Origin of the sequence: Selenobaculum gibii, from assembly GCF_030273445.1 — a bacterium.
GTDB classification, from domain to species: Bacteria; Bacillota; Negativicutes; order ICN-92133; family ICN-92133; genus Selenobaculum; species Selenobaculum gibii.
Genome location: NZ_CP120678.1, coordinates 2,544,057 through 2,566,353, shown reverse-complemented (window position 1 = coordinate 2,566,353; position 22,297 = coordinate 2,544,057). Strand labels below are relative to the sequence as shown.

Sequence of the window (22,297 nt, the reverse complement as noted above, 5' to 3'; positions counted from 1 at the left end):
GTCGTTTTCAAAACCTTCAAATGCCCTTCGGAATTGCTTTCAAAGGCTTTTAAAATAAAAAAACGTGTACACTACATGCGCACACGATAAGTCAATTGACGAACCTATTGACGAACTTTTATAAAATGTGGATAAAGCTAGGCAGAACAAGGATTTAAAGTCATTTTTAGCAAGACTGATTGACGAACCACTTTATTTTTACTTTTATGTAATATATTATTTAATTAATTGAAGATAGGCGGGGCGGGTCTGTCTATTTTGTTGTACAGAAAAAGCATTAAGCGTGTTGTTTTTTTTCGTCGTAAGTTGCACAAACTTCGGAGAAGGCTTTTTCAAATTGGATAATTGCCCAACTTCTCATATGTGGATTTTCATTTGTCATTAATTCTTTTAAAATGTCTATCATACGCTTTAGCTCGGGGTCGAAAATGACCTCGTTTTTTTGTTCTGGTAAAATAAGTTTTTTTTCTTCATTGCCTAATATAAGCCAATCTAACGAACACTCTAATTTTAGAGCAATGTTTTTTAAAGCAATAGCACCGGGGAGAGTTTTATATGTTTCCCATGAACCTACATTGCCAGATGATACATTAATTAATTGAGCAAATTTAGCTTGGGATAGTCCGTTTTTTATACGTAAATCACGAATCCTATCTATTATAATCTTATTTTCATTTGTAATTTGCAAATAAATCACCTCACTCATATAAAAGAGTTGACTTTACTCATATATTAGAGTAGAATAAAAATGTAAGTTGAATATATAAGTTAAGTATTCCCATAAAGCCCAACTTTGAAACGGTGCAGGGCAAGGGAAAAAAATAATTGTATAACTGAAGCTTGTCCAAATGGACGGAAAATTTTTAATACGCGTCGGCAGAGTGGAGAAGTGGGTTGGCTTACTGAAAATTGAATATAGCACAAAATAATAGGCGAAGGGATGATAATGTGATAGAAGAAAATAGAATTGTAAAAATTGCATCGTTGATTACTGCGGAAGTTATAAAACAGATTCTGCCTGTTATAGTAGAGATGGAAAATAAACCATCGATATCTTTTCAAGAAGCTTTAAAACGGACAGATATTTCTAACAATAATCATAGTGTTTAAGAAATTAATATTAAAAATTAATTTCTTCTAGGGAGTCATAGATATGGGTTACAGAGGCAAAACCTTCAAAAATACATTCTAATTGTTCTGGATTTTTAGGATTATTACAACCAAGCCAGTATTTAAATGCAGTTTGTCGAAATTGATCTAAAGATAGTGAGTCACTTAAAAGAAACTCTTCACTAGTTAAGTGTAATTTTCCAGTTAATTTTAATTTTAAAAATTTAGCATTTTCATTAGAGACTAGGTTTTTTTCCCAGAAGGTTAAGGAAGCTTTAAGACTTTCGTTTATAGGAATAACCCAAAGGCCTTTTTGCCTTGAAGGTAGATGTGGAAACGATTCTTTCCGTACTTCTTCATATATCCATTCCCTCGTTAAGAGTAGATAATCTTTGAAATAACTGTAAAGTTCAGAAAAACAGCGATTGGGATTGCAGTGATAAAAGTTCGGTAAATCATGTGGTATTTGGGTTCGTCCGGATATAATTTCATTCATTACATTTGCAATTTTATTAAATGGATAAGCAGTAGTCTTGGTTTTGTCTAGAACTTGATAGCTTGTTTTATCATAATAAGAAAAAAAGGGATTAGTAGTTTTCCCAATAAATCGAGTCTCATTAAGAGACCATTCTGGAAATTGAGAATAAAATTTTGGTACGCTGATATGAAAAAATTCTTTATCTTGTATATATTCTATGACAATCAGCACCTTTCTGAATTTTTACATCTACGGGCAAAAAATTAGAGTGAAATTTGTGTCGGCGGTAGGTTTAAAAATTGGGGGTTGTTGAATGTATGGAAGTGTAAGTTAAAGTTTTGGAAAGGTGATACATTTGTTAAAAAAAATAATTTTTATGTGGTTAGTTTCTTGTAGTTTTTCTTGGATTGGTTCAGATTTTAAATATTTACAAACCAGTGAGGAATTTATTAGTTTTTTTATAATTATTCCATTAATATCAATAATTATTTCTTGGGCTATAGTAGTTATGCTAAAAAATTTTATTTAAAAAGTTTGCCCAATAAAAAACTAAGTACTGCAATTACTATAGGAAAAATAAAATATATTATTAATGTTTTCTTCTCTATTTTTATAAGTTGCATAAAAGTAAGAGGCTTTTTTCTAATATATATTATAGAATAATTGGGAAATTTTACAGTCTTTATAGTGATAATCATCGTAGTTAGTAAGTATACGAATGATGAAATAGAGATTATGGTTTGTGTAGAAAAAAATAGATAACAAGAAATTAAAGACAAACAAGCAAAAAGTAGAGGTATAAAAATTATACTTTCATTGTGATAAAGAAGTTTTATAAATATTGAAGAAGTATCGGTGAATAATGCTTTCAATTTTGCAGCTGTACCTAAGTCTTGGGGTGAATCTGTAGAGATGATAATTTCACCATGTAAATTAGAAAGATTAATTGATATTGGATGAGGATATTCATCAAAAGTGATATACATGTTGTGAAAACGATAGTCTTTTATAGAGTTTATCTCTGTTATGGAGTTAAAAGAATATGTATGAGTTGTATTCTCTAATTTGAATGTTATTTTTTTGTAGTATTTATTTGCAAGTTCTTCAATGTTGAACAAGGTTTCAACGTCTAATCTGACGGGTGGAAGTTTAATTTTTGTAGGTTTTGATTCTGTTTTCATTTTATTCTCCAAATATAATTATAGGTAGAAAATAGTACGCATATAAAAAGTTCGATGGAGTAGAGTGGATAGCAAAGAAAATTTTAATAAGAAGGTGGTAGTATGACGGCAAATGAAATTTTGGCGGTGTTTCGGTTAAAGGGGGTTACGCAGATGTCTATTGCTCGTAAGTTTGATGTATCTCATGTGATGATACATCAAGTTATTCATGGACGGTCGAAGAGCCGTCGGATTCAAGAAGAAATTGCTAGAATCCTTGGCAAGGACATTGATGAAATTTGGTCATCTTATGTAGCGTGAATGTAAAGTACGTATGTTTGGACGCATGTTACTTTACATTCACTACAATAAAGTAATTGAATAAATTACTTTAAACAAAGTATACCTTAGATTGGCGGTTTTGAAAATGGCAAAACGTAAAACAAAAATAGATGTGGCTAAAGAAAATCAGCTAAATTTATTTGAAATGATTGAAGAAATCAATCCTAAAAAATTTGCTAAAGAAGATTATCAAAAAGAAACTAAGCCGTTGGGCTTACGGATAAAGGATGCAATTTCAGAAGCAATTAAAAACTGCGGGTTAAAGCGATATGAAATTGCAGGGAGAATGTCAGAATACTTGGGCATGGAGATAACAGAAAGTATGCTAAATGCCTATACGGCAGAATCAAAAGAAGGGTATCGGATGCCTGCCGAATACTTCCCGATTTTTTGCAAGATAACGAAGGACTATACCATGCTGGATATCTTAGTTTCTGCATCGGGTGGACGAATGGTGAAATCAGATGAAATCTATCTATTAGAACTTGGGCGATTGTCCCAGGCAGAAAAGGCGATACAAAAAAAGAAGCGTCAACTTACAAATGAATGGAATGGTTTGCGGGGTGATGTACAGTGAAAGTAATCATGGTTTGTTCTATTATCAACGGAATAAAGAAAATCAAGTATATCATGGACGGTAAAGCTTATATTCGGCAGTCTTTTGTTAAAGGACGTGCTGTAAATGGCTGAATACTTTTTAAATACAGCTGAAACTGCTGAATTACTTGGGATAAGCGAGCGGGCTGTTCAAAAGAATATTTCGTCAGGAAAATATGAAAATGTTCAATATGTTGAGGGGGTACGGGGTGGAAAAAGCGGACAAATAGCTAAAATAGCACTATCTAGCTTGAAACTTGAAGCACAAACTAAGTATATGGTAGCTAATAAGCTAATTGATGAACCAGAACGCGTAGTATCAAACGAATATGATACTGCGGCGCAGTGGCAACGAGATATAGCAAATCGTAGATATCAAATTCTAAAGCAATATGAAGCATATATCGCCGTGGCTGGTAAGAAAACGGTATTGACGGACAACTTTGTAACGGTGTGGAACGAAGCGCATCCAGATGAAGTGATATCTAAATCAACGCTGTATAATTGGGGTCGTCAATATAAAAAAGATGGCTTGATGGGACTACTCACAGGCTACGGCAAGCGAAAAGAGCAACGGGCAATAGATGCTAACGCATGGGATTTTTTCTGCGGACAGTATCTACAACTAACAAGACCTAGTATTGGTTTTTGTTATCGGTTACTTGAACTTGAAGCGAAAAAAGAAAGCTGGGAGATTCCTTCTTTGAAGACGGTAGCACGCATGGCAAAGCAGGATATTCCCGAAGCGGTTCGCAGACTCAAACGCTTCGGAGAAAAGAACTTCTATGATAACAGCCAAGCATATACGCAGCGTGACTATGAAAGCATTTCAGCAGGTGAGGTTTTTGTCGGTGATCATCATGTGTTTGATTTATTTATTAATACAGGTTCAGTTGAAAAGCCAAAATGGACAAGACCTTGGCTGACGGCTTGGATGGATATGAGAAGTCGGAAGCTAGTTGGCTGGACGGTAAATCTTTCCCCATGCACGGATGAAATTATTGCAGCTTTTGCAAATGCTGCACTTGATCCAGCGATTGGCTTGCCACGAGATATCTATATAGATAACGGACGTGATTATTGTTCGCATAAATTTGCAGGCCGGGGCAATCGGGGGAAAAAGCTAACCGAAGAAGATAAGGAATTGCTGATCGAAGAAGGGAAACGAACGGCAACGCTCATGGAACGACTAAAAGTAAAAACGCATTTTGCCATAGTTGAAAATGCAAGGGCGAAAGTAGTTGAACGTGAATTTAGAAACGTTGTCGAATGGTTTTCCAAGCCTTTTCCGACCTATTGCGGACGTAATGCAAAAGAGCGTCCTGACGATTTAGAAAAGAAACTCAAACAGCCGAAAAAATACGGAGTTAGCTTGGATGAGTTCAAGCAAATCTTTAATGATTGGGCGAAAAACGTACTAAATAAACAGGTTTCGCAAGGTAAAGGGCGTGAAGGGGAATGTCCAGATGCAACCTTTATGCGGACGCGACTTCCAATGCGTACAGCTGATCCAAGTGTAATGCGGTTATTTTTCATGAAATCAACGAATCCATTCAAGATTGGACGTAACGGTGTTGCCTTCAAAGGTAGTGAATACTACTTAAAAGATTCGATTCTCAAAAAAGGACAAGCTGTTTACGTGCGGTATCGTGAGGAAGATTTAAGTAAGATTTGGTTATATACAACGAAGGATGAATATTTGGGTGAAGCAAATAGAATTGAGGCGATAGCTGCGATTAATGCAGATAAAGAAGTATTGGGCGCGGAAATGGCACGTAAAGCAATTGAGAAAAAAGCAGTGTTAAATCATCCGTCTTATCAAGCGACAAAGAAAGTAAAACCGCTTGCACCGGCTGATATTACTGAACTTTACAAGCTATATGGCAATATTGCTGCTGATGTTACACCAAATAAAGTTGTTGAAATGGTTCCATTACCGCAAGCAGGTAGAGAGGCAGTTCGGGCAATGAAAGCGACAGGAACGGATGATATAAATCCATTTGAGATTATGGCAAAGGCAAAAATAGAAAAGCGGAAAGGGGATTTTTAGTATGGAAAATCAAGAGTTAGATATTTCTATCATCATAGAAAAAGTGAATGCTTATTTAGATATGCATAAAGAAATTTCTCAGGAGAAATTTGCTAAGATGGCAGGAATTTCAGGCGGTTCATTATCTAGTTTCTTAGCAAATAAATACCATGGACGCGTTGAAAATGTAGCGAAAAAGATTATGGCAGTGCTTGGAATTGAGGAAACACGTAAAGAAGCAGTGTTTTCGGTAAAAGAACCTGAACGCGTAGTGACGGCAGTGATGAAAGAAATGTGGTTTGGTCTTCAATATGCAAATGATAGAAATGATGTAATTGTAATCTACGGTGCGCCAGGCATTGGAAAAACAGTGACGATAAATAAATGGGTTGCGGAAAATCCTAATAGCTTATTTTTCACTGCAAGTCCTAATATTCGCAGTGGTCGTGATGTGATGGAAGAAATATTGGAAGCTCTCAATAAAAAAGCTGAAGGTCGTAATAAAAGCCTTGAAAAGAACATTATTGCTATTCTTAAAAATACAAATAGACCGATTCTCATTGATGAAGCACATTTTTTACGCTTAGATGGACTTGAAACGCTTAGACGTATCTATGATGCAACGAAATGTCCACTTGTTTTAGTTGGAAATCCTGCAATTATGGAAAGTATTACAGAACGAAATAAAACAATCACTGGTCAATTTTTCAGTCGTGCAGTACGAATTGCGTTAGATATGAAGGTAAAAATGGAAGATGTAAAGGCAATTGTATTGCAAAATGGAGTTGAGCTTGACGAAGATTGTTTAAACGAGCTTTACAAGGTGGCAAATTCTATTGGGGCATTTAGAATCATGGTCAAATTATTTCTTTTTGCTTGGACAATTGCAAATCAATGTAAGGAAGCTATAGCAATTGAGCATATACGTTCAGCTAAGAAAGTGATTATCAGCGTATGATGAAGAAACTTACGAAAAACGGCTATAGTATAGAAAATTTGCATATGGGAGCTAGGCGAAAAGGATTTATTGGTTGGGTGAAAAGGTTGCTATTCAAGTAGAAGGGGGATTATTAATGGATTTAAATAAAATCGTAAATGATAAATTGGCTAAAATTGAAGCCGACGGGTATCTTGAAGAAGTTGTTGAAAAAAGACTAAAGGAAACAATTTCGAGTGTTGTTTCTGATCTATTTTCTTCCTATAGTGATTTTAGTAAAGATTTAGAGTCTAAAATTAAAGAAAAACTTAATATTAATTTAGAAGAATTAAATATTAGTAGTTACAACGTAATGGTGATGAACGCAATTAACGATTATTTACAAGAAGAGGTTAGTATATGTGGAATCGAAAAAATAAAGAATGAAATGAATGCTTTGTTATGCGATACCAAAACTGAATATAAGTTATCGGAGATCATTAGAGAAATGAAAGATCATGTTACAGAATATGACGATGATTATTGGGGAAAAGAGATGTCTTTCCATTGCTCAGACCCTAATGGTATCTTAATATTTATTTGTTTCGATCCAAAAGAAGATGTTGAGGAATATAGATGCAAATATAGGTTAACTGTAAATAAAGAGGGTATAGTTACAAGTGTTAGGATTAGAGATTGTGAGTTTAACAATCGTACAATCATGGGTGGATTATATGGAGTTGAAGCAACTTTATTTAAGCTTTATACAACAGGGGCTAAATTGGTTCTCGATGACCATAATATAGTACTTGAATATGCTAGCGAAGAGGAGGAATATTGATGGATTTCAATAAAAAAATGACGAGAGCAGGCGGGATTTCCGTTCCTGCTGCTCTTCGCCGTGATTATGGAATGGAAGCAGGGGACAAATTTAATGTGAGCGTGAATGACGAGGGGAGCATCGTCATGAAGCGGACGGAAGGTAATTGCATTTTTTGTGGATGCAGTGATAATGTGAAAATGTATCAAGGTCGGTATCTTTGCCGTAAATGTACGCTTGAATTATTGAAAGTATGGGAGGCGTAGGGTATGGATTTTACTAACGTTGAGAGTTTTTCTGACTATATAAATCAATGTGAAGATGTAGAGAAGTTAGTTAATGTAGCAATTATGCTTGATGGAGTGAACAAAAATCATAAAAAAATGCTGGATATGGTGAAAGCAAAGCTTCAGAGCAAAGCAATTGCAGATATTGAGAATAAAAATATCAAATATGTCAAATTTGCTTCTGATTCTGGCAGTTGCGAAGTATCGTATAAGACTAAATTTGAAGTGGATAATTACGAAAAACTTAAAAATGTTTTGGATAATGACACGGATTCGACCTTAGCTGAAGATAAAATTATGAGAAAATTAGAGGTAAAATATGATGTTGAAACGCGGTTTAAACAGGCTTTAATTGCAATTTGCAAGGGTGATTACAAACAGCATAATATTCACAATATTTTAATTAGCTTAGGGTTAGACGATAAAGCAGCCAAAGTAGCTAAGAAAAAATTGAAGGGTGATTATGCGTCGGATAAGAATTTGCTTGAAAGTTTTGGCTGCCCTGGCGAATTAGAAGAAGAACTGGATGCAATAAAAGAAGCTAAAAACTATGATTTAATTGCTAGATTTTTTGATTTAGAAAAGTTGAATGTTGAAGAAATTAAAAAAGCAATTTGGCTAGAAGAATCGCTTAGTCTTACGCTTAACTCTAATAAGGCGGGATAAGTTATGGGGGCATTAAAAAATTCAAAAGAAAAAATCACGTCAAAGCAGTTAGCTTTACTACATATTGCTAAAAGTCAGCTTGGGTTAGATGATATGGATTACAGGAGTGTACTAGATTTATATGGAGGCGTAGAGTCTGCTAAAAATCTTACAGCGGATGGATTTAAAAGTGTCATGGCTTACCTTGAAAAGATTGGTTTTAAAAATAAAGCGAAAAGAGTATATCAAAAAAATAAACCTTTATACGCTGATCCAAATGGTCTTCCTTATCCAGCGCAACTTAATAAGGTCAATCAATTGTTTATAGATATGGAAATGTTAGAACCTGAACGTCAGCAAGGTTTTTGCAGACGAGTGATTAAAAAGCCGTGGCCACAAACGCGTGATGAGACGAGCAAAGTGATAGAAGGATTGAAAGCAATGCTTGCAAGAAAGAAAAAATCGTTGTAGAATTGGGAGGTAAAAATGAATAGCGAAGGTCGCAAAGCGTTAATTAAAGAAATGACAATGAGCGATTTGCCACCATATTGTCTTGATGCTGCTAACATAATGGGAATAGAGGCATTTGTCAGGTTAAGTGATGAATTAGGTGGAACATCGTTTTACGTTCCCAAGTTTGATAATGTCATTGCCAGAGCGCGTGACAGGATAATCGTAAAACAATTTAACGGAAATAATTATAAGGAGCTGGCTCTACAATATAATTTGTCGGAAATGTGGATTAGAAATATTATCACAAAAGAACAGCTAGAAAAAAATCAAATATCCCTTTTTCAAGATAAAGTAAATCTGTAAAGTAAATTTCTAAAGTGCTATATAATGATGCTTTATAAATAAACAAGTAAAATCCTAGTATGAACTGAAAAGTTCGTACTAGGATTTTTTATTTTATCTGGGAGGTGGTGAGGGAATGAAAGAATTTTTTAAGGATTGTTTGTATGGCTATGATGGCAAGGCAAGTCTAGTGAACACAATTTCATTTTGTTCATTTATTACATTTGCAATTGTCAGTATGTATTTAGCTTGTTTAAACATTGATTGGGGAGGGTATTCCATTTTCGCATCTTTCACGATTACTTGTGCGACAGTGGGAAAGGTTGGGGACAAGTATTTAAACGGGAACAAAATACAATCGGAACAATCGGAAAGGAGAGGAATTTAATCTATGCGTGATGTAAAAATCAAAGATTTTGGGTTGAATTTTAAAAGTCTAACAGATCGTACAAAAACAAATTTAATTGTGATTCATCACACGGGAGATGGCGTAGATAGAGATTACCATGCTACTGACATTCATAAAATGCATCTTAATCAGGGGTGGAGTGGATGTGGCTATCATTATGTAATTTCAAAAGATGGCACTATTGAAGTGGGAAGACCACATTGGTGCGTTGGTGCGCATGATGATCAAACGAATAGCCGAAGTATTGGTATTCATGTAAGCGGTGATTTCGATGTGGGAAATCCAACACCAGAACAGATTGAAAGTACAGCCTTGCTGTTGGCTAAACTTTGTATGGAATATGGGCTAGATATTACAGAGAAATTTGTAGTTGGACATCGTGATACGAATTGTACAGCATGTCCAGGAGACAACTTGTATGCGTTATTGCAAACAATCCGTGGCAAGGCAATCTGGTATCAAAATAATTAAAAGTGAGGGATTTATATGTTTAACAAAGCAATTACATTTTTGCTTAGTGCAGAAAAAAGTTTAAATCAATTTAATCAGAAAACGCGTAATGAGGTTGAAAAATACGCAAATCGTCAAGTAAAAAAGACAGCTATTGTTTGCTTTGGGGTTGGCGTGTTAGTTGGATTTGGCGTAACAAAATTACTTTAAAGAGTAGTTGGGAGGGCTGGGCAGTGGATAAAAGAAAAGTAGTCTTACTTTTTCTTATTGGTATTGCTGGTGCGATTGGTTGCTATTTGTACCTTTCGCATCAATATGTTGAAAAGTTACAAGGTTTAAATGCAAATTATTTAGCATTACAGGATAAATTTAATCAGGAAAAAAATAAGTCACCAACTATCCTCACTGATACGGTGACAGAAACAAAAATTCAGTATGTGCCGAAAGAAACGATTATTTATCGGGATTCGGCTGGGAATGAAGTCACGGCAAAGGAACAAACGGACATTGACCTTGCCGTTTCGCCACCAAGTATTTCAATGAAATATAACGGTAATGATTACAAGCTTGATGGACTTAAAGGCGAAACGACTAAATTTGAAGATGGAAAATTAGTTGGCAGCGTTTCTACGAATGCAACTATTGATGTTACGGATTTAGTCAATCACGAAGTAAATTATCGGTTAGCTGAAAATGAGAAAAATATTTTAATTGGTGGATATCTAACCAATCAAGGGTTTGTGGCAAGTGCTGGCGTTATTCGCAATCATGGAAATATTGAATACAAACTCATTGGCAAAGTCCCTAAAATCAAAGAATTCTATGGCGCAGGGGTTGAGGTGAAATTCTAATGAGTGTGCAAGATTTGATTATGTCTGTTTTGGTTGGTGCAATAGGATGTATTGGTTATTTTCTTCGGGATTTACAAAGTAGCATAAAAGAAAAAATGAAAGAAAATCACGAAGAAATAAAAAAGACACAAGAAAATTTGGAAAAGATGAAAAATCAGCTTCCGCATACTTATGTTTTTCGTGATGATTTCCTGCGTGCCATATCTAATTTAGATACTAAAGTTGATCGTTTAACAACGGATGTATCTCATATTAATGAAAATGTAGCAAAATTGTTATCGGGTGGTGAAAGAGGTTGAGGGGTCATGTAGCAAGAGAAATTCGTGGTCGCATTATGAAAATTTTAGATATCAACTATCCAAATCTTACAGGTGATCATTTGATATCTGAAATTTTGACTGATGTGCAGTATTGTTGTTCACCGCCACAAGTGAAAACGTATTTAGCCTATTTAGCAGAAAAGGGTTATGTGGAAATGAAGGATGTTAATTCACCAGAGGTTGGAATTACAAGGTGCTTAGTTAAATTAACTGCGAAAGGAAAAGATTTGCTAGAAGGAAGCATTGACGCTGATCCAGGAGTGGATTTAGATGGCTAGGCGGACTCATAGTAAAATCACAAGTATTTTACCAGCGGAACTTGTTGAAGCAATTAATCAAAGATTGGTTAATGGTGAAACATACGAGCAGATTGCAGTCTATGTTCGCGGTGAAGGGCATGAGATTAGTAAATCTAGTGTTGGGCGTTATGGTAAAACATTTTTAACAAAACTGGAACGACTAAAAATCGTGCGTGAACAGGCTAAAACGATTGTTACGGAATCTAAAGATGGTCCAAGTTTGGAAATGACCGAAGCAGCAACGCAGCTTGCCTTACAACTAATCATGGAAAAATTAGTTTTGACTGAAAATCTTGATGATACAAAGACCGGTGAAATTTTAAAGGCGTTAGCACTTTTGGAACGATCGGCAGTACAGCGTGAAAAGCTCAAACTTGAAGCAAAACGTAAAGCGGATGAAGCAATGAGAAATATTGAATCTAAAACGGCTGGAAAGAAAAATTTAGATCCGGAAACATTATCATATATCAAGGAACAGATTTATGGCATCACAACTTAGTGGTCTTGTTCCGCTTTATCAGTATCAAAAAGAGTGGATCAGCGATAAGAGTCGTTTCAAAATTGCAAACAAGGGCAGGCAGACGGGATTTTCTTTTGGTGTAGCTTTAGAGGTTGTACTCGATGCAGTTGAGCATAAAACCTTATGGGTGCTTTTAAGCCGTGGTGAACGGCAATCTAAGGAGCTCATGGAAAAGGTACAGATGCACGCAAAGGCGATTGGACATGTATGTGAGGTTATCGAAGATGAATTTCAGATTGATGATAATCGTGCATATAAAATGCTGGAACTTAATTTGCCAAATGGTTCAAAAATCATTGGACTTCCTGCAAATCCTGATACAGCAAGAGGATTTTCAGGAAATGTCGTATTAGATGAATTTGCCTTTCACAGAGACAGCCGTAAGATTTGGACAGCACTTTATCCGACAATTACAAGAGGGTATAAAATTCGTGTAATCTCTACGCCAAATGGTAAAAGCGGAAAGTTTTACGAGCTATGGAGCGGTGATAACCGCTGGAGCAAGCACGAAGTAGATATTTATAAAGCAGTTGCAGATGGGCTACCAATCGACATTGAGGAACTTAGAGAAGGTTGCGATAGTGAAGATGACTGGCTACAAGAGTATTGTTGCGAATTTCTTGATGAAGCAAGTGCTTATCTTACCTATGAACTTATTGCAGGGTGTGAATGCGAAAAAGAAACATCCATCATTTTACCGGAGTTTTTTAATCCTTTTGGAGACCTTTTCTTAGGATTAGATATTGGGAGAAAAAAAGATTTATCAGTAATCTGGCTTTGGGAGAAGCTTGGTGATGTGTTTTATACAAGAGCTGTTCATGAGTTAGTAAAAATGAAATTTCGGTCACAGAAAAAGATTTTGTATGAATATCTACGTTTGCTCAAACTTCGTCGTGCATGTATTGATTGTACGGGGATTGGAGCAAACTTGGCAGAAGATGCACAGCTTGATTTTGGAAAATCAAGAGTAGAGCAGGTAACATTTACCTCAGCATCAAAGGCACAAATGGCCGTTAATATGAAGCAGATTTTTGAGGATAAGCAAGCAAGAATTCCAGTTGTAAAAGCAATCCGAAACGATTTGCATAGTGTAAAGAAACTTGTTACGGCAGCGGGTAATATTCGTTATGATGCTGATCGCAACGAAAACGGTCATGCGGATAGGTTTTGGGCAGCAGCTTTAGGACTTCATGCAGGACAGGCAGAATTTGTACCGGTTGAGTATAAAAGTGTTGCTAAAAAACGATTTAAGCGAAAGGGGGCATATTAATTGATTTTAGATAGTTTTGGCAAACCAATTAAAACAAGTGGTATGCGTCCGATAAAAGATGAAATTGCAGTTGCGAGCATAAGGGATAAATATAGTACATATCCAAGTAATGGGCTTACTCCTGAAAAATTGGCACGTATTCTTAAGGAAGCTGATAGCGGAGATATTTATCGTCAGATGGAGCTTTTTGAGGAGATTGAGGAAAAAGACCTGCACCTCATGAGCGTCATGGGGACGCGTAAAAATGCGGTGCTTGGTTGTGATTATGAAGTGATTTCTTATTCCGATGATGCGCTTGATCAGGAGATTGCAAAGTTTATTGGTGATGCATTATACAATCTTGAAGATTTTGATGATGCATTAATGACATTATTAGATGCAATTGGCAAAGGATTCGCAGTCACTGAAATTATGTGGGGGATTGAAAATGGGCAAGTAGTTCCAAATGAGCTTAAATGGAGACATCAAAAGAAGTTTCGTTATGACGATTTAGATAATTTGAGGCTTATTACTGATATAAATATGTATCCAGGACTAGAACTGCCAGAAAATAAATTTATTGTTCATCGCTATAAAGCGCGTAGTGGCTATAATTCAAGGGCTGGAGTTTTTAGAACTTGTGTGTGGATGTATCTGTTCAAGAACTATACTATCAAGGACTGGGTTGCTTTTTCCGAAGTGTATGGAATGCCAATTAGAATTGGTAAATATGAACCGAGTGCATCTGAAGATGAAAAAGAAACGTTGATTAATGCAATTCTTCAAATTGGCAGTGATGCGGCTGCTATTATTCCTGAAAGTACAAAAATTGAATTTGTACAAGCAATGAAAACAGACGGTGATATTTATGAATCACTAGCAAAGTTTTGCAATGCTGAAATTAGTAAGGCGATTTTAGGACAAACCCAAACGAGTGAGGTTGCTGCATCAGGAAGCTTGGCATCAAGTAAAGTGCATGAAACTGTTCGACAAGATATTTTAGAAGCAGATTGTAAAGCACTTTCTAAAAGAATTCAAAGTCAATTAATTCGCCCAATGGTTCTTTACAATTATGGTCAAGCGTATTTAAAAAGATTGCCGGTGTTTAAATTTGCTTGTGAGAAACCAGAAGACCAGGAAAAATCATCAAAAGTCTATCAAGCACTTTCTAATATGGGGTTGCCGATTGCTACACAGCATGTTTATGAACGATTTGGGATCCCAAAACCAGAAGATGGTGATGAAATCTTAAAACCACAGGTACAGGCTCAGCCAGCAGTTTCATCTAACACGTTAGCACTAAAAGCTCAGTCAAATAGATTTACACCTAGTCAACAAAGTATTGAGCATTTAGCGGATTGTGCATTTAAAGAGGGTATACCAATCATTGAGACGATGATTGCGCCAATTTTAAAAGTAGTTGCTGAAGCTGAAAACTTAGAAGCATTGAAAGAAAAACTTCTCAATGTTTATCCAGAGATTGATACTCAAAGGTTAGAAGATTTAACTGCAAAAGCAATGTTTGTTGCTGATTTGTATGGTCGGTGGTCTGCTGATGGATAAGCAAGTTGATTTAGAGCCATTGAGTTTTGAAGAAGCTATTGAATTTTTCAAGAAAAAGATTGTAATGGAGCCAAAAGCTTGGGCGTGGTTAAAGGATGAAATGAAAACGCGAGCGTTCACCGTTACTAATGTTGCAACCTTAGACATTATTCAAAATATCTATGATGAACTTTTAGAAACAATTGAAAACGGTGGCACGTTAAAAGAGTTTCAAAATAACATCAATACGTATATTGAAGATAAAGGATATACAGGATTGTCGGCATATAGAACAGATAACATTTTTAGAACAAATATTCAAACTGCTTATAATGCAGGCAGATATAAGCAACAGATGAAGCCATTGATTACGAAGAATCGACCAATCTGGATATATAGTGCGGTCAATGACAGTCGAACACGTCCGGCACATAGGGCGTTGCATGGTGTAGCAAGAAGATTTGACGATCCTTTTTGGGAAACCTGGTATCCGCCTAATGGGTATCGATGCAGGTGTAGTGTTCGTACAGCTTCCATGCGCGAAGTGGAGCGGGATGGAATAAAAGTTGAAACAGGCGATGCGCCTGATGTCCGTTCTACTACGGATGGACAAGTGGTAAGTATAACTCCAGATATCGGATTTGATACAAATCCAGCAAAAGGATGGAAGCTTGATATGAGTAAATATGATGATAAATTGCAAGCTGCATATCAAGAAAAGAAAAATCGTTTATAAGCGCTTTAAGATGGCGACATAGGCAAATATATTAGGACAGTTTTTAAAATGTTTTTAAAGGGATTTTGAAGATTTTTAAAAGGTATTAAATAGTGTGGTGAATGTAAATTGAAAAAGAAAAATCAATACATAATTATCGCCTGTAGTTTAGATGGAATTTCAAATAAAGAAATTCAGCTTTTACCCTTTGGTAAAGTTAAAAGTAAAAAAGGCTGCTTTGAAGTAGATGCTTTATCAATAAAAAGTATATTAGATGCTTTTAGTAAAGAAAAAAATGATTTGGTTATTGATTATGAACATCAAACCCTAAAAGATGTGATCGCCCCAGCTGCTGGTTGGATAAAAGAATTAGTTGATAAAGGGGAAGCAGGGCTTTGGGGAAAGGTTGAATGGACGGACAAAGCAGCCACGTTTATTCGAAATAAAGAATACCAGTATTTATCACCGGTGATTTTGTTAAATAAAGAAAAAAGAGCCATAGGTTTACACTCTGCGGCACTTACTAACACTCCTGCAATTGATGGAATGGAGCCGATTGTGTGTAAACTTGGTCTAGATGAGGAGGAGAAAGAAATGGAAGAATTTTTAAAAAAACTTGCTAAGATGTTAGGACTAGCGGAAACAGCTACGGAAGATGAAATCACAGAGGCAATTACAAATGCTTGCAGTAAGCAATCGAAAGAAATTGTTGCTAATAAGGAAGTTTTAGAGCTTTTGGGCTTAAAAGAAGATGCAAAACTAGATGAAGTGAAGGGGAATATTATTGGACTTAAAAATCCAAGTGGCTATGTAAAAGCCGAAGAATTTAAAGCACTTAAAGAAAAGCTTGAATTAAAAGAGCGTGATGGATTAGTCGAAATGGCTTTAAAATCGGGGAAAGTAGCACCAGCCCAAAAATCTTGGGCTGAAGAATACGCTTTAAAAGACCCTGTAGGGTTTAATGCATTTTTAAAAGATGCTCCTGTTGTTATTGCGTTTAAAGAAATTGCAGGTGGTGCAGATCCAAAGGGGTTAGATATATCAGATGAAATGCAATTGTCAATCAATAAGGCAATTGGAATTAGTGCGGAAGAATTTAAAAAGTATAGTGTTTAAGGGGGCTATAACATGGCTTTAAGCATGGATGTAAATAGAAAAGAGCGTGAAGGAAATTTGTTGGTATTGCCTGTTGCCGGAAGTGAAAAAATTTATGGTGGGGCAATTGTCACGATTAATGCAGATGGATATGCAGTTGCAGGGAAAACGGCTTTAGGGTTAACGGCGATTGGGTGTGCCGATGAAAGAGCAATTAATATCAGTGAGGTTGCTGGAGCTATTGATGTAAAAGTTAAACTTGGGATTTTTGCTTTTAATAACTCTTCTGGAGACGATGAAATCTCACGAAAAAATATCGGTGATTTTTGCTATATCGTCGATGATGATACAGTAGCATTAACCGATGGAAGTACAACAGTAGACACTGCTAAGAAACGAAGTTTAGCAGGTAAAATATTTGATGTGGATGATGACGGAGTTTGGGTAGCAATTTAAGGAGGCGATTTTATTTATGTTAGTTAGTTCAAATGCGTTAGCAGGAATTTATACAAGTTTTCGGGTGCTTTTTAATAAGGCTTTTCAAGGGTCACAACCTAAATGGCAACAGATTGCAATGAGTGTACCATCTTCGGCAAAGGAAGAAACTTATGCATGGCTTGGCAGTTTTCCGCGAATGCGGGAGTGGGTTGGAGACAGAACGATTAATAAGTTATTGGCACATGGCTATACAGTGAAAAATAAAGATTTTGAAGCAACGGTATCAATCTCCAGAAACGATATCGAAGATGATACTTATGGTATTTATGCTCCTATGATTGAAGAAATGGGCAGAAGTGCAGCGATTTTACCGGATGATATTATTTTTACGTTACTTCAAAAAGGTTTTATGGAAAAGTGCTATGATGGTAAACCTTATTTCGATAGTAATCATTCAGATGATGGCAGATTGAAACAATCCAACTTAGGAACACAAAAATTGTCATTTGAAAGTTATGCTGCTGCAAGAATGAAAATGATGTCTTTGACGGATGGTGCGAAGAAACCACTTGGTATTGTACCGAATCTTTTAGTTATTCCACCACAACTTGAAGAAAAGGGCAGAAAAATTTTAAAAGCAAGTAATTTTGTGGATAAAGTTGGCGAAAATGATGTATTGGTAGAAAACATCTATAAAGATAGTGCAGAGCTTTTAGTTGTGCCTGAACTTGCATCATCGCCTACAGCATGGTTTTTACTTGATACGTCAAGAGCAATTAAGCCACTCGTGTATCAGGAACGTAAAAAACCAGAATTTATTACGATTAATGACCCTCATAGTGAAAATGTATTTATGCGTAAGGAATATATGTATGGCGTTGATGCACGAGGTAATGGTGGATATGGACTTTGGCAGCTTGCCTTTGGCTCTACTGGTGCAAGTGCATAGAAAAGAGGTGCTTTAATGTATTGCACACTGGAGGACTTAACAAAGCAATTACCGGTAGAAACGATTTTAAGCCTAACATCTACAGAGGATGATGAAATTGATACAGAGGTTACCGATAAAGCAATTTTAGATGCAGGGGCTGAAATTGATGGTTATGCAGCAAAACAATATAAAGTTCCATTTAAAAATGTTCCTGCGGTAATTCGTAAATTTGCTGTAGATATTGCACTTTATAATCTTTTTTCCAGGCGTGGCTTTTCAGAAGATACACAAGATGAAGTTATTATTTTAAGGTATAAGGCAGCAATTAAATTCTTGGAAAATCTAGCAAAAGGGATTGTGCAGATTGGAGCAGCAGAAGTTGGAGAGTCAGCTACAACTAATATGAGTCAATTAACAGCTGCTACGATTAAAAACGAAGCACGTATATTTACTAGAACGAAAATGCGAGGCTATTAAAAATGAGTGGTGTGAAAATTGAGGGTGATTGGTCAAAGTTTGAACAGCATTTAAATAAAATGATAAATTTAAACTTTACTTCAATACATGAGGAGATTGGCGAAGCTTTGGTATCTTCTACGCAGAAGCGATTTGAAGATGAAAAATCCCCTGATGGGAAGTCGTGGGAAAAATCTATTCGTGCCAAAGAGGAAAGCGGTCAAACGCTAACTGATAGCTCTAGGTTAAAAACATCCATCACTTATAAAGCAAAACCAGAGGGCGTTGCAGTAGGAACAAATGTTAAATATGCAAGTGTGCATCAAGATGGTATGACGATTAAGGCAAAAGGCAAATTCTTAAAATTTGCCGTGGGGAAGGGATTTGCACAAGTAAAGCAGGTGAAAATCCCTGCACGTCCTTTTATCGGGATATCCAGTGATGATCAAACCGAAATAAAGGCAATTGTCACTCAGCATATTAAGGAGGCTTTGAAATGATTCTTGATTGTATAGAATTCCTAAAAGGTATTTTAAGAGATATTGGACTTAAAAAAATATACGATAAAGAATCTGATGTCACTGCATTTAAAGGCTCTGAGTATGCCTTGATTTTAACAGCGGAAAAAGAAACTGTTGATTATGATGGGAATAAAGTTGCTTATAGTGATGATTTTGTAAATGGAATTAGGACTTATCACATTCGGCGATATAAAACTGCGCTGACTTTAACAGTTCGATTGATAGGAAAAGATGATGTGAGAGTTGTTGGGCTTAAAGATAGGTTCTTAGCTCTACTTTCCTCAAGTTTTACAAATGAAGAAAATTATCGTATTGCTGTTGAGGCTGTTGATTTACGTTATATTCAAGATAAATCACTTTTAACTAGTGGGATGGGGTATGAAGTTGATATTAGGTTTAGTGGCGGAGTTTTTGTTACTAGACAGGTAAGATTGTTAACTGGTATAGATACGGAAACTTCTATTCTGAAAAAAGGGGATGGATAATGTGGCAAAGGAAACGCAAGAAGCAGAACTAAAAACAATTGAAGAGTTAGCAAAGAAAAATGGATTAAAAGCGTGGGTTTTTGCAGGAGTAAAAACTGCAAATAACTGGGCAGAAGGAAAAGTATTAGCAGAATCAGAGTTTAAAAAGGCAGTAGAAGATTGGTTGAAGGGTTCTATGTCAGGAAAGAAGGGATAATATGGCTCTTTCAAATGTAAATATCAATATAATCAATGGTGGGCTAGGTATTCAGCCTGGTACTGGTACAGGCATTATTTGCAAAGTTGGAGTAAGTAGTCTGGGAAAAGAAAATCAGATTATGTCTTTTACGGATAAAGACCAAATAAAAGGTACAATTGGGACTGGCCCGCTTTCTAATGCAATTGCGGATAGCTTAATGGGAGGCGCAGAAACAATCTATGCGGTAAGAGCAGCAGCAACAATTGATGGCACTTTCTCTGCAATTAAATCAGTGAAATCAGGAACTGGAAATATCACAGTAAGCGGAAAACCGTTAGATGCGTATCAGGTAATTATCTTAGTTACTGATACAGGCACTTTAAATAGTGCAGCATTTCAATATTCAACAGATAATGGTAATTCATATTCAAGACGGATTACCGTTCCGGTTACAGGAATCTATGAATTAAGTGGGACAGGGTTAGTTTTGGCTTTTAGTGCCGGAAATGAAGACGTAGAAAATTCATTTATCGCCAATGACAAGTATAGTTTTACAACAGAAGCACCAACAGCAAGTATTGCATCTATCAATGAGGCAATAGACATCTTGCTAGATACTAATTTGACTTATGAAGGTATACATATTTGTGGTGAATCAGAAAAATCTTTATGGGTTGCTTTAGCTACGAGAGCTTTAGAAGCAGAAACAAAATTTAGATATATTTACTTTTTAGCTGAAGCTAAAAGCTCCAGTGAAAAAGATATTAATGAGTGGATGACTAAACGAGTGAATGAATCATCAACTTTTGCAAGTGATCGGGTTGGAGTTTGCAGTGCATTTGCGAAACTGACGGATTCTTTGACAGGAAATATTGTTGAAAGAAATATGGCGGGGGTTATTGCAGGGCGCATTAGCACTTTAAAAGTACAAGAATCTGCGGGTAAAGTTATACTCGGAAGTTTGCCTGGTGTAGTTAGCTTGCTTCCGTCAGGTATCAATGACGGTCATATTGAAGCACTAGATACAGCAAGATATATAACAGCGAGACGGTACGAAGGGCTCAATGGTTTTTATATTACGGAGTTTCGGTTAATGGCGGAAGCTGTTAGTGATTATCAATATGGTGAATATCGCCGTGTAATGGATAAAGCCTGTAAACTTGTCCGCACTGCCGGGTTAAAGTTTAAAAATTATGAGGCAAGTGATGAGGGGATAAAAGCCCTGCAAGCGCATTTAAATCAACCGTTATCAATTATGAAAGGTGCAAAGGAAATAACGGATGGGTCTGTTACTATTCCAGCGGGACAAGATATTTTAGCAACTTCGAGAATTAGGGTGAAAATTGGCGTACAACCGATTGGAATCATGCGTAATATTGACATTGAAATTGGATTAGTAAATCCGTTTTTAACAGGAGGGACAGAGTAATGTCAATTAATGGAAAAGCGTACTCTTGGGAAGATATTACGATTACTTTACCGCATGGGGTTTTAATTGGCATTCAAGATATTGAGTATTCGGATAAAAAAGAAACAAATGCCGAATATGGAAAAGGATCAGTGCCTATAGGATATTCAGAAGGAAATTATTCTGCGGAAGTTAAGTTTACATTACTTCTTGAAGAAGCAAAGAAATTTAACGATGCAATGAAACTTTATCCGGCATTTTATCGGCATAAACCTTTCCCAATAGTAGTCAGTTATGCAAATGAAGATGAACGTACATTAACAGATGTTCTTCCAAGTGTAAAAATAACGGAAAGAAAAAATTCGGCAAAACAGGGTGACAAGGGAATAGCAACGGAATTCTCTGGGATTATACTTGATCCGATTGAGTATGACGGATTAAAAGCTTGTGATTATTAAATTTAAAGGGGTAGATACATATGACTAAAAATACAGAAGTTGAAATTGTAGAAGCTGCTACAGTCGTAAATGCTAAAGCTGTAAATAAAGAATTAGCAGCAGAGATTCCAGAACCGATTACAGAGCAGATTAATCAATGGAAAGCACAGTATGGAGAGGTTTATAAAATTAGTTCAGATAACGATGATTTGGAATTAACTTTATATTTTAGAAAGCCATTAAGACAACATTTAAGCAGATTTACTAAGTCTGTCATGGGCGACTCTTTAAAGGCAATGCATAATCTTGTACAAGATACTTTAATTTATCCTGATATGGCAGCAATTGCGCCACTTTTGACAGAAAAGCCAGGATTAATTGTACCGATTGGAACGCAATTACAAGAAATCGTAGGTACAAATAACAGTTTTTTAGCAAAGAAATTGTAAGCCGTCTTGAGGATATTGAGAAAAATGGTATAGAGCAGGCTGAAATTTTTGTTGCAAAGCACTTTGGGTTATCGCAGACAGAAATTGATGCTTTGCCTGATGAACAGTTTTATGATATAGCTGCTAAAGCGTATTTCTTAGAAAAGAAAGTCGCTGAAAATATTAAAACTGGTATATTATTGGCGTTAGAAAAGGTATTTGAAAAATAAAAAGGACGGCAGATTTGCCGTCCTAATTTTAAAAAGTTATATTTTATGAGGTTTTTTCAATTACTTTTGGAGGTTTTCCAGTACGTGGGTCAATTCCGCGAAATAGAACGTAACTCCAGATATAAAGAGTGTATCCGATTTGATAAAGAATATAAA

The 22,297-nt window shown here is 35.9% G+C and carries 33 protein-coding genes; 30 read left to right on the top strand and 3 right to left on the bottom strand.

The annotated features are described in order from the left end of the window. Window positions 1-277: 277 nt before the first annotated feature. Window positions 278-688, bottom strand: a complete 411-nt coding sequence (locus P3F81_RS12240; RefSeq protein ID WP_309320483.1) for a helix-turn-helix domain-containing protein — start codon at window positions 686-688, stop codon at window positions 278-280. A gap of 260 nt (window positions 689-948) precedes the next feature. Here P3F81_RS12240 and P3F81_RS12235 point away from each other — a divergent pair, with 260 nt between their 5' ends. Next, window positions 949-1,110 (top strand): hypothetical protein, encoded by a 162-nt coding sequence (locus P3F81_RS12235; RefSeq protein ID WP_309320482.1) that lies wholly within the window; start codon window positions 949-951, stop codon window positions 1,108-1,110. A 10-nt stretch (window positions 1,111-1,120) separates the two neighbouring features. Here the strand turns inward: P3F81_RS12235 and P3F81_RS12230 are convergent, their stop codons facing one another. Next, window positions 1,121-1,819: a DUF2441 domain-containing protein gene (locus P3F81_RS12230; protein ID WP_309320481.1), complete on the bottom strand. Its 699-nt coding sequence runs from the start codon at window positions 1,817-1,819 to the stop codon at window positions 1,121-1,123. Window positions 1,820-2,109: 290 nt separating this feature from the next. Beyond that, complete coding sequence (locus tag P3F81_RS12225; RefSeq protein WP_309320480.1) at window positions 2,110-2,769, bottom strand: hypothetical protein; 660 nt, start codon at window positions 2,767-2,769, stop codon at window positions 2,110-2,112. A 102-nt stretch (window positions 2,770-2,871) separates the two neighbouring features. Between P3F81_RS12225 and P3F81_RS12220 the strand changes: the two genes are divergently transcribed. From P3F81_RS12220 to P3F81_RS12080, 29 genes are all read left to right on the top strand, one after another. Continuing rightward, window positions 2,872-3,069: a helix-turn-helix domain-containing protein gene (locus P3F81_RS12220; protein ID WP_309320479.1), complete on the top strand. Its 198-nt coding sequence runs from the start codon at window positions 2,872-2,874 to the stop codon at window positions 3,067-3,069. A 106-nt stretch (window positions 3,070-3,175) separates the two neighbouring features. Next, window positions 3,176-3,667: a hypothetical protein gene (locus P3F81_RS12215; RefSeq protein ID WP_309320477.1), complete on the top strand. Its 492-nt coding sequence runs from the start codon at window positions 3,176-3,178 to the stop codon at window positions 3,665-3,667. 105 nt (window positions 3,668-3,772) lie between these two features. After that, window positions 3,773-5,737: a DNA-binding domain-containing protein gene (locus P3F81_RS12210; RefSeq protein WP_309320476.1), complete on the top strand. Its 1,965-nt coding sequence runs from the start codon at window positions 3,773-3,775 to the stop codon at window positions 5,735-5,737. A 1-nt stretch (window position 5,738) separates the two neighbouring features. Continuing rightward, window positions 5,739-6,674 (top strand): AAA family ATPase, encoded by a 936-nt coding sequence (locus P3F81_RS12205; RefSeq protein ID WP_309320475.1) that lies wholly within the window; start codon window positions 5,739-5,741, stop codon window positions 6,672-6,674. A 115-nt stretch (window positions 6,675-6,789) separates the two neighbouring features. Next, window positions 6,790-7,473: a hypothetical protein gene (locus P3F81_RS12200; protein ID WP_309320474.1), complete on the top strand. Its 684-nt coding sequence runs from the start codon at window positions 6,790-6,792 to the stop codon at window positions 7,471-7,473. After that, a complete protein-coding gene (locus P3F81_RS12195) occupies window positions 7,473-7,718 on the top strand; it encodes an AbrB/MazE/SpoVT family DNA-binding domain-containing protein (protein WP_309320473.1) in 246 nt (81 codons plus the stop codon). The genes P3F81_RS12200 and P3F81_RS12195 overlap by 1 nt, the downstream gene beginning before the upstream one ends. A gap of 3 nt (window positions 7,719-7,721) precedes the next feature. After that, on the top strand, window positions 7,722-8,405 hold the full coding sequence (locus P3F81_RS12190) for a hypothetical protein (RefSeq protein WP_309320472.1): 684 nt from the start codon (window positions 7,722-7,724) through the stop codon (window positions 8,403-8,405). Window positions 8,406-8,408: 3 nt separating this feature from the next. After that, entirely contained in the window at window positions 8,409-8,855 is a 447-nt protein-coding gene (locus tag P3F81_RS12185) for a regulatory protein GemA (protein WP_309320471.1), read from the top strand. A 15-nt stretch (window positions 8,856-8,870) separates the two neighbouring features. Beyond that, window positions 8,871-9,200 carry a Mor transcription activator family protein gene (locus P3F81_RS12180; RefSeq protein WP_309320470.1) on the top strand — a complete coding sequence of 110 codons (330 nt, stop codon included), beginning with the start codon at window positions 8,871-8,873 and terminating at the stop codon, window positions 9,198-9,200. A 115-nt stretch (window positions 9,201-9,315) separates the two neighbouring features. After that, window positions 9,316-9,567, top strand: a complete 252-nt coding sequence (locus P3F81_RS12175; RefSeq protein ID WP_309320469.1) for a hypothetical protein — start codon at window positions 9,316-9,318, stop codon at window positions 9,565-9,567. A gap of 3 nt (window positions 9,568-9,570) precedes the next feature. Beyond that, window positions 9,571-10,059: an N-acetylmuramoyl-L-alanine amidase gene (locus P3F81_RS12170; protein WP_309320468.1), complete on the top strand. Its 489-nt coding sequence runs from the start codon at window positions 9,571-9,573 to the stop codon at window positions 10,057-10,059. 15 nt (window positions 10,060-10,074) lie between these two features. Continuing rightward, window positions 10,075-10,248 carry a hypothetical protein gene (locus P3F81_RS12165; protein ID WP_309320467.1) on the top strand — a complete coding sequence of 58 codons (174 nt, stop codon included), beginning with the start codon at window positions 10,075-10,077 and terminating at the stop codon, window positions 10,246-10,248. A 23-nt stretch (window positions 10,249-10,271) separates the two neighbouring features. Beyond that, entirely contained in the window at window positions 10,272-10,889 is a 618-nt protein-coding gene (locus P3F81_RS12160; RefSeq protein WP_309320466.1) for a hypothetical protein, read from the top strand. Next, window positions 10,889-11,188 carry a hypothetical protein gene (locus P3F81_RS12155; RefSeq protein ID WP_309320465.1) on the top strand — a complete coding sequence of 100 codons (300 nt, stop codon included), beginning with the start codon at window positions 10,889-10,891 and terminating at the stop codon, window positions 11,186-11,188. The genes P3F81_RS12160 and P3F81_RS12155 overlap by 1 nt, the downstream gene beginning before the upstream one ends. Further along, complete coding sequence (locus P3F81_RS12150) at window positions 11,185-11,487, top strand: hypothetical protein (RefSeq protein WP_309320464.1); 303 nt, start codon at window positions 11,185-11,187, stop codon at window positions 11,485-11,487. The genes P3F81_RS12155 and P3F81_RS12150 overlap by 4 nt, the downstream gene beginning before the upstream one ends. Continuing rightward, complete coding sequence (locus P3F81_RS12145; RefSeq protein ID WP_309320463.1) at window positions 11,480-12,007, top strand: phage protein Gp27 family protein; 528 nt, start codon at window positions 11,480-11,482, stop codon at window positions 12,005-12,007. The genes P3F81_RS12150 and P3F81_RS12145 overlap by 8 nt, the downstream gene beginning before the upstream one ends. Further along, on the top strand, window positions 11,991-13,298 hold the full coding sequence (locus P3F81_RS12140) for a terminase large subunit domain-containing protein (RefSeq protein ID WP_309320461.1): 1,308 nt from the start codon (window positions 11,991-11,993) through the stop codon (window positions 13,296-13,298). Before P3F81_RS12145 ends, P3F81_RS12140 begins: the two co-directional genes overlap by 17 nt. After that, the gene (locus P3F81_RS12135) at window positions 13,299-14,840 is read left to right on the top strand and encodes a DUF935 domain-containing protein (RefSeq protein WP_309320460.1); all 1,542 of its coding nucleotides are present in this window, start codon (window positions 13,299-13,301) and stop codon (window positions 14,838-14,840) included. Next, a complete protein-coding gene (locus P3F81_RS12130) occupies window positions 14,833-15,555 on the top strand; it encodes a phage head morphogenesis protein (RefSeq protein WP_309320459.1) in 723 nt (240 codons plus the stop codon). Before P3F81_RS12135 ends, P3F81_RS12130 begins: the two co-directional genes overlap by 8 nt. A gap of 108 nt (window positions 15,556-15,663) precedes the next feature. Further along, complete coding sequence (locus P3F81_RS12125; protein WP_309320458.1) at window positions 15,664-16,650, top strand: phage protease; 987 nt, start codon at window positions 15,664-15,666, stop codon at window positions 16,648-16,650. Window positions 16,651-16,662: 12 nt separating this feature from the next. Continuing rightward, window positions 16,663-17,085 carry a hypothetical protein gene (locus tag P3F81_RS12120; protein ID WP_309320456.1) on the top strand — a complete coding sequence of 141 codons (423 nt, stop codon included), beginning with the start codon at window positions 16,663-16,665 and terminating at the stop codon, window positions 17,083-17,085. A 16-nt stretch (window positions 17,086-17,101) separates the two neighbouring features. Further along, on the top strand, window positions 17,102-18,016 hold the full coding sequence (locus tag P3F81_RS12115) for a Mu-like prophage major head subunit gpT family protein (protein ID WP_309320454.1): 915 nt from the start codon (window positions 17,102-17,104) through the stop codon (window positions 18,014-18,016). Between the two features lie 15 nt (window positions 18,017-18,031). Beyond that, window positions 18,032-18,475, top strand: a complete 444-nt coding sequence (locus P3F81_RS12110; protein WP_309320452.1) for a gp436 family protein — start codon at window positions 18,032-18,034, stop codon at window positions 18,473-18,475. A 2-nt stretch (window positions 18,476-18,477) separates the two neighbouring features. After that, window positions 18,478-18,954, top strand: a complete 477-nt coding sequence (locus P3F81_RS12105) for a phage virion morphogenesis protein (RefSeq protein ID WP_309320451.1) — start codon at window positions 18,478-18,480, stop codon at window positions 18,952-18,954. Then, window positions 18,951-19,460 (top strand): hypothetical protein, encoded by a 510-nt coding sequence (locus P3F81_RS12100; RefSeq protein ID WP_309320449.1) that lies wholly within the window; start codon window positions 18,951-18,953, stop codon window positions 19,458-19,460. The genes P3F81_RS12105 and P3F81_RS12100 overlap by 4 nt, the downstream gene beginning before the upstream one ends. Before the next feature lies 1 nt (window position 19,461). Next, window positions 19,462-19,656 (top strand): hypothetical protein, encoded by a 195-nt coding sequence (locus tag P3F81_RS12095; RefSeq protein WP_309320448.1) that lies wholly within the window; start codon window positions 19,462-19,464, stop codon window positions 19,654-19,656. 1 nt (window position 19,657) lies between these two features. Continuing rightward, entirely contained in the window at window positions 19,658-21,067 is a 1,410-nt protein-coding gene (locus tag P3F81_RS12090) for a DUF2586 domain-containing protein (RefSeq protein WP_309320447.1), read from the top strand. Continuing rightward, on the top strand, window positions 21,067-21,504 hold the full coding sequence (locus P3F81_RS12085; RefSeq protein WP_309320446.1) for a hypothetical protein: 438 nt from the start codon (window positions 21,067-21,069) through the stop codon (window positions 21,502-21,504). The genes P3F81_RS12090 and P3F81_RS12085 overlap by 1 nt, the downstream gene beginning before the upstream one ends. A 20-nt stretch (window positions 21,505-21,524) precedes the next feature. Further along, window positions 21,525-21,932 (top strand): DUF6848 family protein, encoded by a 408-nt coding sequence (locus P3F81_RS12080; protein ID WP_309320445.1) that lies wholly within the window; start codon window positions 21,525-21,527, stop codon window positions 21,930-21,932. Window positions 21,933-22,297: the final 365 nt, after the last annotated feature.